This is a genomic window from Amycolatopsis kentuckyensis (assembly GCF_002155975.1).
Lineage (GTDB): Bacteria > Actinomycetota > Actinomycetes > Mycobacteriales > Pseudonocardiaceae > Amycolatopsis > Amycolatopsis kentuckyensis.
In genome coordinates this window covers 26,816-35,506 of sequence record NZ_MUMI01000054.1, presented here as the reverse complement: position 1 = coordinate 35,506, position 8,691 = coordinate 26,816, and the positions used below count along the sequence as shown (strand labels likewise).

Below are 8,691 nucleotides of genomic sequence, written 5' to 3'. Positions count from 1 at the left end.
CCGGTCCGGCTCGCGAGCCGCGGGGCGAATCGGTCGACCGATATGCCGGGCGGCCGCCCTCACCTGCCGGATACACAGAGTGACCGGGCCACCACGGACTCGGCGCGGCCACCCTGGAAGACAGCACCCCGTTCGAATCGCCGCCGACCCACTCGACCCGACCGAGAAGGCACGCGAGCACCGCCGGGACACCCTCTCGGCGACTTTGCCGAGGCAGTCCGCGCACCTCTCCCGAGCGCGGCTTGTTCCGAAACTTCGTGAACGCCGTTCACCAATGCCGCGAAAGGGCTCCGGACAAACCCGGACGGGGATCGAACCGGCCACTCGCGAAGGCCAATTTTATTAGCCGAAGAGAAATACTATTCATGTTTGCCTCCCCTATTGCCGGGAGCCTCGGGCCGCCTCCGCCGCCAGGGGCCCCGGCACCCCGCCGCAGCCGGCGTCCCGGCGGTCCGGACCACCCGGTCACCGCCCGGTCAGCGCGGGTTTCGGGGTGTAATGACCCCCTTGCCGTTCGTGCAACCAGGGACGTCGCCGGCACCGCTCGCGGCGACCCCACCAGCGAAGATCAGCTCGGCCCTCCGGTGTGCCACCACCACCATTAATGGTGGTGCTAACACCACCACCCCCTGCTGTGTCCGAATACATCCCGAGTCAAACTGTCTGCGAACTGATACTACTGGCGAGTTAGGCGTTTCACTGGTCCGAACGGAGGTACCTAAGCCACCGGCCCTCTGCCACTATCTTGCGCAAAATACATCTTCGGATGGTCCGGCCGATGAGTATCGGGCTGCCCGAATCTGGGGGTCGATCGAAGTGGAAATCGAACTACTAGGCGCTATGGAAATAAGATCGAATGGGAGAATTTACTCGATACGCGCGAAGAAAGTGCGGACCTTGCTGGCGATGATGGCGCTGTCGCCCGGGCGTCCGGTGTCCTACGAGCAGTTGGCGGACGAGCTGTGGGGCCCGCGGTCACTCGCCAACTCCCGCAACGCACTGCAAGCGAATATCGCACGGCTGCGGCGGCTTTTCAAGCCGATCACCGACGCGAGCGGGGAGGAGATCGTCCGGACCACCTACAGCGGCTACCAGCTGGAGGTGCCCGCCGAGGCGATCGACTCGCACCGGTTCCTCGAACTCGCGCGGCGCGGCACGTCCCTGGTCTCCACCGCACCGCAGGAAGCCACCGGCATCCTGCGGGAGGCCCTGGTGCAGTGGCGCGGGCCGGCCCTGATGGACGTGCAGGAAGGCGTGCGCTGCCGGGCCGCGGCCACGCACCTGAACGAGCGGCGGCTGGCCGTCCAGGAAGACCTCATCGCCGCCCGGCTGGCCGTGGGACAACAGCACGACATCGTGCACGAACTGCGGCAGCTGGCCACCGAGAACCCCGGCCGGGAACGGCTCAGCGAACTGCTGATGCTCGCCCTCTACCGCACCGGCCAGCAAAGCGAGGCGCTGTCGGTGTTCCACCACACCAGCAAGTGGCTCGGCAACGAACTCGGCCTCTCACCGGGCCGGGCGCTGCGGCAGTTGTACCAGGCCATCCTGGTCCAGGACTGCATGCTCGACTGAACGCACGACCGCACTCCTCAGCAGGGACGGCGCGACCACCGGCCGTCCCTGCTGCCGTACCCGGGGAACACCGGCCTCCGGGGAACACCCTCCGGGCTCATCCGCTCTCCTTCCGTGATCGACGACCATGATCGTGACGCATCCGGATGACGGACGGCTGACGGTTTGCCGACGCCGGCCTTCGTCAGCGTTCGGTCAACGGCCGGTCATCTGCCGCGGCTAGTTTCCCGGCCAGGCCGAAGTTCGTCCGAAAAACCCGGTACAGGAGTGGTCATGACAGCGGCAGTGTCCGAGCGCAGGGAACAGATCCGCGCGATCGTCCGCGAGCACCTCGAGCTCGAGGACGGCGAACTTTCCGAGACGAGCAACTTCATCGAGGACCACGAAGCCGACTCGCTCACGCTGATGGACGTCCTCGCCGCGCTGGAGAAGCAGTTCGGCGTCACGATCGACCAGGCGCAGTTCCGCCGGATGGTCGACCTGGACAGCGCCTACGAGGTCGTCGCGGAATCCGCCGGCTGGTGAGGGAAATCCGATGAGCGAACAGTCCACCGCACCCGACAGGCGGGTGGTGATCACCGGTTGCGGGGTGGTTTCCAGCCTGGGCACGGGCATCGACGAGTTCACGGCCGCGCTCCGCGCCGGGCGCAGCAACGTCCGGCCGATCAGCGTCTTCGACACGACCGGCTTCGAGCACAACAACGGCTGCGAGGTCATCGGCTTCGAGCCCGAACGCTGGATCCGGAACGTCGACATCGAGTCGCTCGGCCGCGCCAGCCGGTTCTCCACCGCCGCCGCCCGGCTGGCGGTGGCGGACTCCGGCATCGACCTCGACGTGCTGCGCGAGGCGCGCTGCCTGCTGTCGGTCGGCACGACCGACGGCGAGTCGCACGAGCTCGACAGCATGGTCTCGCTGGAGATCGCGGCCGGCCCGGAGGCGATGAGCCCGCGGCTGGCCCGGCGCACGTCGGCCGGCCGGCTCGCCACCTCGATCGCCCACGAACTGGGGCTGTCCAATGTGGAGGTCGGCAGCATCGCGACGGCCTGCTCGGCGGGCAACTACGCGATCGGCCACTCGTTCGACGCGATCCGGCTCGGGGAAGCCGACTTCGCGCTGTGCGGGGGCGCGGACGCCGTCTGCCGCAAGACGTTCACCTCCTTCTACCGGCTGCGCAGCATCGCGCCGGACTTCTGCCGCCCGTTCGACAAGAACCGGCTGGGCATCCTGACCGGCGAAGGCGCCGGCATCCTGATGCTGGAGAGCCTGGAGTCGGCGACCGCGCGCGGCGCCCGGATCTACGGCGAAGTGCTCGGCTACGGCCTGTCCTGCGACGCCCACCACCCGGTCGCCCCGCACCAGGGCGGCATCGCCCGCTGCATGGAGCTGGCGCTGGCGAACGCCGGCGTCAAGCCCGCCGAGGTCGACCTGATCTCCGCGCACGGCACCGGGACCCACGCCAACGACAAGACCGAAGCCGCGGCGATCCGCGAGCTGTTCGGCGACGACACCCCGCGCGTGGTGTCGATGAAGTCGATGCTCGGCCACTCGATGGGCGCGGCGAGCGCGCTGGCCGCGATCGGCTGCTCGGTGGCCATCACCGAGGGGTTCATCCCGCCGACGATCAACCACATCGAGACCGACCCCGAGTGCGCCGTCGACTGCGTGCCCAACGTGGCGGTCGAGGCGGACCTGCGGATCGTGCAGAACAACGGCTGGGCCTTCGGCGGCAACAACTCGGTCGTGCTGATCGGCCGCTACGACGGCCCGCGGGAGGCAGTGGCATGAGCATCGCAACCCCGGCCGCGCCGGTCATCTCGGCCTGGACGGCGATCTCGCCGTTCGGCCACGACCGCGCCTCCTTCGCCGACGGCGTCCGCACCCGGACGTCGCCGGTGTCCGCACTGGACGCCCGGCGCTGGGCGCGGGGACCCGCGGGAACGGCGGCCACCGTTCCGGGCTTCGAGCCGCGGGAGTACCTCGGCACGAAGGGCACCCGGGCGATGAACCGGGTCAGCGGGCTGGCCGTCGCCGCGGCGAAGCACCTGCTCGCCGACATCGGCGTCGAACCGGGCGACGAGCGCGATGACATCGGGTTCGTGCTGGGCACCACGACCGGCAGCGTCCAGAGCATGATGGACCTGACCCGGGCCTCGCTCACCGGCGACAAGCCCGACCACGTCGAACCGGCCGCGGTCCCCGGCTGCGTGATGAACTGCGCCGCCGGGCAGGCCGCGATCTGGCACGGGCTCAAGGGCCCGAACGCGACGATCGCCGCGGGCCGGACCACCGGCCCGCACGCGCTGAACTACGCGCGGCGGCTGCTGCGGACCGGCCGGGCGACCCGGGTGCTCTGCGGCGCCGCCGAGGAGTACTCCCCCGCCCGTGCCTGGGTCGAGCACCACCGCCGTGGCGGGGGCGACCCGGTGGTGATCGGCGAGGGCTGCGCGATGTTCCTCCTCGAACCCGCGGACCTGCGGCCACCCGGCCGCCGGGTGCTGGGCACCCTGGAGGGGTTCGAATCCCGGGTGTGCCTCGACGGCGACCTCGCCGGGACGGTGGCCGTCGCGGTGCGCGCGCTGCTCGCCGCCGCCGGGATCGCGCCCGAACAGGTCTGGGCCGCGACCGGCAGCGGCTTCACCGACTCCGGTGGCAAGCCGGTCGAGACGGTGGCGCTGCGGGACCTGTTCGGCGACGCGGCCGTCGACCGGGTGCCGTCGGCGGACCTCCTCGGCGACACGGCGTCGGCGAGCGCGATGTTCCAGCTCGCCGCCGTCCTCAGCGTCGCCGAGTCGGCCGGGCGGGCCGGCGCCGACCACACGGTCGTCACCACCTGCGACGACGACGGCGCGGTGGCGTGCACGCTGCTGCGGCTCGGGGAGCCGGTCCGATGAGCGCGCCGAAGGTCGCGCTGGTCAGCGGCGGGTCGCGCGGCATCGGCCGCGCGGTCGTGCTGAGCCTCGCCGAAAGCGGCCACGACATCGCGTTCTGCTACCGCTCGGACGAACAGTCCGCCGACGTGCTCACCAAGGAGGTGCACGACCTCGGGCGGCGGGCGGTCGCCACCAGGGTCGACGTCACCGACCGGGAGGCGACCGGCGAATGGGTGGCCCGCACGGCCGCCGACCTCGGCGTCCCGGACGCGGTGGTGACGTCGGCGGGCATCACCCGGGACGGCGCGTTCGTGACGATGACCGAGGACCGCTGGACGGACGTGCTGCGGACCAACCTCGACGGCGTCTACAACGTCTGCCAGCCGGCCGTGTTCCTCATGCTCAAGCAGCGCCGCGGCAGCGTCGTCACGCTGTCCTCGGTGTCCGGGGTGTACGGCAACCCGACGCAGGTCAACTACTCGGCGTCCAAGAGCGGCGTGATCGGCTTCGCCAAGGCGCTCGCCAAGGAAGTCGGCCGGTTCGGCATCCGGGTCAACGCCGTCGCGCCCGGCCTGATCGAGACCGACATGACCGCGCAGATGACCGGCAAGGCGCGCGAGAAGCTGCGCGCGGCCATCCCGCTGGGCCGGTTCGGCACCGCCGGGGAGGTCGCCGACCTGGTGGCCTACCTGGTGTCCGACCGCGCCGCCTACATCACCGGAAGCGTATTCGAGATCGACGGCGGCCTGGTCGTCTGAGGGGAAGGTCCGCCATGGACACCGAAAGCCCGAACTTCATCGCCCGGTTGAAGACGGCCGCGCTCGGCTCGGCCGAGCACCCGCTGGTCTTCCTCGGCAACTTCGAGGTCGAGGAGCTGTGGGCGGCCGACGAGCTCGGCCTGCCGCGGGTGTCCGCGGCGGGCAGCACGGCGGTGGTCAACAGCATGGACGAGTTCGCGCTGCTGCTGGGCGGCAAGGGCGACCACGTCGTGCTGAAGCACGCGCCGGACCCGGACTACCACCGCTACCTGCTCGACCTCGGCTTCGAGCTGCCGGAGGTGCACGTCGTCGCGGCGCCGGACCCGGCGCGCAACGTCAGCCAGGACGCGCTCGCCGACCCCGCGCTCGTCGCGGCGCTCACCGAGCTGGCCTCCGACGGCGCGCACCTGCTGCCGCACGGCGCGTCAACCGTCGAAGAGGAGCTGGCGGCCCGCACCGGCGTTCCGCTGGCCACCCCGCCGGCCGCGCTGTGCAAGGCCGTCAACAGCAAGGTCTACAGCCGGCAGCTGGCCGACGAGCTCGGACTGCGGCAACCGCCGGGCTGGATCTGCGACACGCCGGAGCAGCTCGCCGAGGCCGTGCCGGAGGCCGCCAAGGTGCTCGTCGAAGGCGGCACGGTGGTGGTGAAGGAGGCGTTCGGCGTGTCGGGGAAGGGCATCGCCGTCGTCACCAGCGAGCCGCGGCTGCTGCGCCTGCAGCGGATGATCGAACGCACCGCGCGGAAGGCGGGCCGCGACCGGATCGCGCTGGTCACCGAGACCTGGGTCGAGAAGGTCGCCGACCTGAACTACCAGTTCACCGTGGGCCGGGACGGCTCGGTGCGGTTCGACTTCGTCAAGGAGGCGATCACCGAGCACGGCGTCCACAAGGGACACCGGATGCCGCCGCGCCTCGACGAGGCCCAGCACGCCGTGATCCGGCACGCGGCGGACGTCCTCGGGGCTCGGCTGGCCGAGGACGGCTACTACGGCGTCGTCGGCGTCGACGCGCTGGTCGAGCCGGACGGCGGGATCTTCCCGGTGCTGGAGATCAACGCGCGCAACAACATGTCGACCTACCAGGTGCCGCTGCAGGAGCGGTTCGTGCCCGAGGGCGCCGTCGCGATGGCGCGGCACTACCCGGTGCGCCTCACCGCCCCGCTCCCCTTCGCGCAGCTGCGTTCGGCGCTCGGCGACCTGCTGTTCGCCGGGTCAGGCAGCGGGCTGCTCGTCAACAACTTCGCCACGGTCAACGCCGGAGCCGGTGTCGCCGCGGCGGGCGAAGCGTTCGCCGGCCGGCTCTACGGCGTGCTCATCGGGCCGTCGGTGGCGGAGCTCGACGAACTCGACCACCGGATCACCGAGCGCCTCGCCACCCTCGCCGCGGAGTGACCGCGCACCCACCGCCTCAGGAGGCAGCCAGCATGAGCACCAGCACGTCCGCCCCGGAGTTCGCCGTGATCTCCGGGGCGCAGGTCCACGAAGTCCTCGAGGGACAGGAAAAACTCGTCATCGACCTGATCGAGTCGGCCTACCGCCTGCACGGCGAAGGCGACACGGTCAACCCGCCGTCCTACTTCCTGCGCTTCCCCGACCGGCCGTCGTCGCGGATCATCGCCCTGCCGGCGTCGGTCGGCGGGGACATCGCGGTCGACGGGCTGAAGTGGATCTCGAGCTTCCCGGAGAACGTCGCGAGCGGGCTGCCGCGCGCCTCGGCGATCCTGGTCCTGAACGACCGGAAGACCGGGTATCCGCTGGCCTGCCTGGAAAGTTCCATCATCAGCGCCACCCGCACCGCCGCGTCGGCCGCGCTCGCCGCCGACTGGCTGACCCGGGACCGGGCGCGGCCCGCCCGCCTCGGCATCGTCGGCACCGGCCTGATCGCGCGGTACGTCCACGCGTACCTGGCCGCCGCCGGCTGGACCTTCGACGACGTCGGCGTGTTCGACCTGAACCCGGCGCACGCCGAAGGGTTCCACGGGTACCTGACCGCGGCCGGGCAGGCCGCGGTGACCGTGCACGGCAGCGCCGAAGACCTGATCCGCGGGAGCGACCTGGTCGTGTTCGCGACGGTCGCCGGGGAGCCGCACGTCCACGACCCGGCGTGGTTCGACCACCACCCGCTGGTCCTGCACGTCTCGCTGCGCGACCTCTCGCCGGAGGTGATCCTCGCGTCGGCCAACGTCGTCGACGACGTCGAGCACTGCCTGAAGGCGAACACCTCGGTCCACCTGGCCGAGCAGCGGACCGGCGGCCGGGACTTCCTGTCCGGGACCCTGCACGACGTGATGACCGGGAAGACCGTCCTGCCGAAGGACCGGCCGCTGGTCTTCTCGCCGTTCGGGCTCGGGGTGCTCGACCTCGCCGTCGGCAAGCACGTCCACGACCGGCTGCGCGCGTCCGGCGACCTGCGGACCGTCGGCGAGTTCTTCTTCGAACTCGACCGGTACGGCAAGAGGTAACGGGAGCCCGCGTGCCGATCATCACCGCTCCGCAGGACTTCAACACCGACGACCTGTTCGTCGACCTCCGCGGGTTCGCCGGCCATCCGCTCTACCTCAAGTGCGAGGGTTTCAACTTCGCCGGGTCGATCAAGATCAAGGCCGCCCGGTCGATGGTCGCCGCGGCCGAGCGCCGCGGCGACCTGCGGCCCGGCTCGACGCTCGTGGAGAGCTCGTCCGGCAACCTCGGCGTGGCGCTGAGCCTCGTCGCCGCCAGTTCCGGCTACCGATTCGTCTGCGTCACCGACTCGCGGTGCACGCTCGGGGCCCGGCAGCTGATGGAGACGATGGGGGCCGAGGTCCGGATCGTCACCGAACCGCACCCGGAGCACGGGCTGCTGGGCGCGCGCATCGAACTCGTGCGGCAACTGTGCGCCGAGCGCGGGTTCGTCTGGCTCAACCAGTACGAAAACGCCGGGAACTGGCGCGCCCACTACGAAACGACCGGCCCGCAGATCGCCGAAGCCTTCCCCGACGCGGACGTCGTCTTCATCGGGGCGGGCACCACCGGGACGCTCATGGGGTGCGCCCGGTACCTGCGCGAGCACCGGCCCGGCACCCGGGTGGTCGCGATCGACACGGTCGGCTCGGTCACCTTCGGCACGCCACCGGCCCGCCGGATGATTCCCGGGCTGGGCACCGGGATCCGGCCGCCGATGCTCGACGCCTCCTACATCGACGACGTGCTGCACGTGGCAGAAGCCGACACCGTGCGCACCTGCCGGGCCCTCACCCGGGAGGGGTTCTGCTTCGGCGGCTCCACCGGGACCGTCGTCAGCGGTGCCTTGACCTGGCTGGAGACGCACGAAGGGATCGGCACCGCGGTGGCGATCGCGCCCGATCTCGGTGACCGCTACCTCGACACCGTCTACCACGACCAGTGGGTGGCCGACCTCTACGGCGAGGAGCTGCTGGAGGACCGGGTTCGCGCTCTGTGATCCACCACACACGGTCTAGCACCACCGCGGATCCGGGAGTCACCCCCCG

8 protein-coding genes are annotated in these 8,691 nt (G+C 70.9%); all 8 read left to right on the top strand.

All coding sequences use genetic code 11. The features are described from left to right. Positions 1–888: 888 nt before the first annotated feature. On the top strand, positions 889–1,575 hold the full coding sequence (locus CCN39_RS05625) for an AfsR/SARP family transcriptional regulator (protein WP_244210630.1): 687 nt from the start codon (positions 889–891) through the stop codon (positions 1,573–1,575). 273 nt (positions 1,576–1,848) lie between these two features. Next, complete coding sequence (locus tag CCN39_RS05620; RefSeq protein WP_244210629.1) at positions 1,849–2,100, top strand: acyl carrier protein; 252 nt, start codon at positions 1,849–1,851, stop codon at positions 2,098–2,100. A gap of 10 nt (positions 2,101–2,110) precedes the next feature. Further along, a complete protein-coding gene (locus tag CCN39_RS05615) occupies positions 2,111–3,361 on the top strand; it encodes a beta-ketoacyl-[acyl-carrier-protein] synthase family protein (protein WP_167454985.1) in 1,251 nt (416 codons plus the stop codon). Continuing rightward, entirely contained in the window at positions 3,358–4,467 is a 1,110-nt protein-coding gene (locus tag CCN39_RS05610) for a beta-ketoacyl synthase N-terminal-like domain-containing protein (RefSeq protein ID WP_086839017.1), read from the top strand. The genes CCN39_RS05615 and CCN39_RS05610 overlap by 4 nt, the downstream gene beginning before the upstream one ends. Beyond that, positions 4,464–5,204 carry a 3-oxoacyl-ACP reductase FabG gene (fabG, locus tag CCN39_RS05605; RefSeq protein ID WP_086839015.1) on the top strand — a complete coding sequence of 247 codons (741 nt, stop codon included), beginning with the start codon at positions 4,464–4,466 and terminating at the stop codon, positions 5,202–5,204. The genes CCN39_RS05610 and fabG overlap by 4 nt, the downstream gene beginning before the upstream one ends. 14 nt (positions 5,205–5,218) lie before the next feature. Next, positions 5,219–6,595, top strand: a complete 1,377-nt coding sequence (locus tag CCN39_RS05600) for a preATP grasp domain-containing protein (RefSeq protein ID WP_086839013.1) — start codon at positions 5,219–5,221, stop codon at positions 6,593–6,595. A 32-nt stretch (positions 6,596–6,627) separates the two neighbouring features. Continuing rightward, complete coding sequence (sbnB, locus tag CCN39_RS05595; protein ID WP_086839011.1) at positions 6,628–7,665, top strand: 2,3-diaminopropionate biosynthesis protein SbnB; 1,038 nt, start codon at positions 6,628–6,630, stop codon at positions 7,663–7,665. A gap of 11 nt (positions 7,666–7,676) precedes the next feature. Then, positions 7,677–8,642: a 2,3-diaminopropionate biosynthesis protein SbnA gene (gene sbnA / locus CCN39_RS05590; protein WP_086839009.1), complete on the top strand. Its 966-nt coding sequence runs from the start codon at positions 7,677–7,679 to the stop codon at positions 8,640–8,642. The last annotated feature ends 49 nt before the right edge of the window (positions 8,643–8,691 follow it).

Bases quoted from the DNA above. Each gene is read 5' to 3' on its own strand.
- CCN39_RS05620 (WP_244210629.1), top strand. From the start codon at position 1,849: ATGACAGCGGCAGTGTCCGAGCGCAGGGAACAGATCCGCGCGATCGTC.
- CCN39_RS05615 (WP_167454985.1), top strand. From the start codon at position 2,111: ATGAGCGAACAGTCCACCGCACCCGACAGGCGGGTGGTGATCACCGGT.
- CCN39_RS05610 (WP_086839017.1), top strand. From the start codon at position 3,358: ATGAGCATCGCAACCCCGGCCGCGCCGGTCATCTCGGCCTGGACGGCG.
- fabG (WP_086839015.1), top strand. From the start codon at position 4,464: ATGAGCGCGCCGAAGGTCGCGCTGGTCAGCGGCGGGTCGCGCGGCATC.
- CCN39_RS05600 (WP_086839013.1), top strand. From the start codon at position 5,219: ATGGACACCGAAAGCCCGAACTTCATCGCCCGGTTGAAGACGGCCGCG.
- sbnB (WP_086839011.1), top strand. From the start codon at position 6,628: ATGAGCACCAGCACGTCCGCCCCGGAGTTCGCCGTGATCTCCGGGGCG.